Genomic DNA, 429 nt, shown 5'->3' on the forward strand with positions numbered 1-429 from the left:
ACCATTACTTTCGTCATCATTATGGTCATACCACCCCATAAAAGTGGCGCCGAATTTGTAAGAAGGGTGCAAAACGGTATCACTCTCAATAGTATAATTGGGGATACTGTCCGGTCCACGAAGTCCCGCGAACAATCCATCAGGATAAACACCACCGGGACCAACTACCTTATCAAGTGCCGGATCATAGGTGCCGGGGTACAAAAATCGACCTCCATTATGATGATAGCGAATGGAATATTTGTGAGGTTGCCAATTGGCGACCAACTCAACCGCATCCACCACCGGTGGCTGTGGCTTATTAGGGTACGTGATGTATGCAACAGGCGGCGGCGGCGGAACTATTGCACTGCTAACGTGCTCGTTCCAGGTGCTTCGAGTCCACCAGCCGTTCCAGTCATAGCCTCTGCGGAAAGGTCGAGGCGGTTC

Annotated in this window: 1 protein-coding gene; it reads right to left on the reverse strand. The window is 51.0% G+C overall.

Annotated elements, in window-relative coordinates:
- A partial coding sequence (locus ASC50_RS04980; RefSeq protein ID WP_158648464.1) for a hypothetical protein occupies nucleotides 1-429 on the reverse strand: 429 nt, incomplete at both ends.

The sequence above is a fragment of the Candidatus Symbiothrix dinenymphae genome (genome assembly GCF_001431085.1).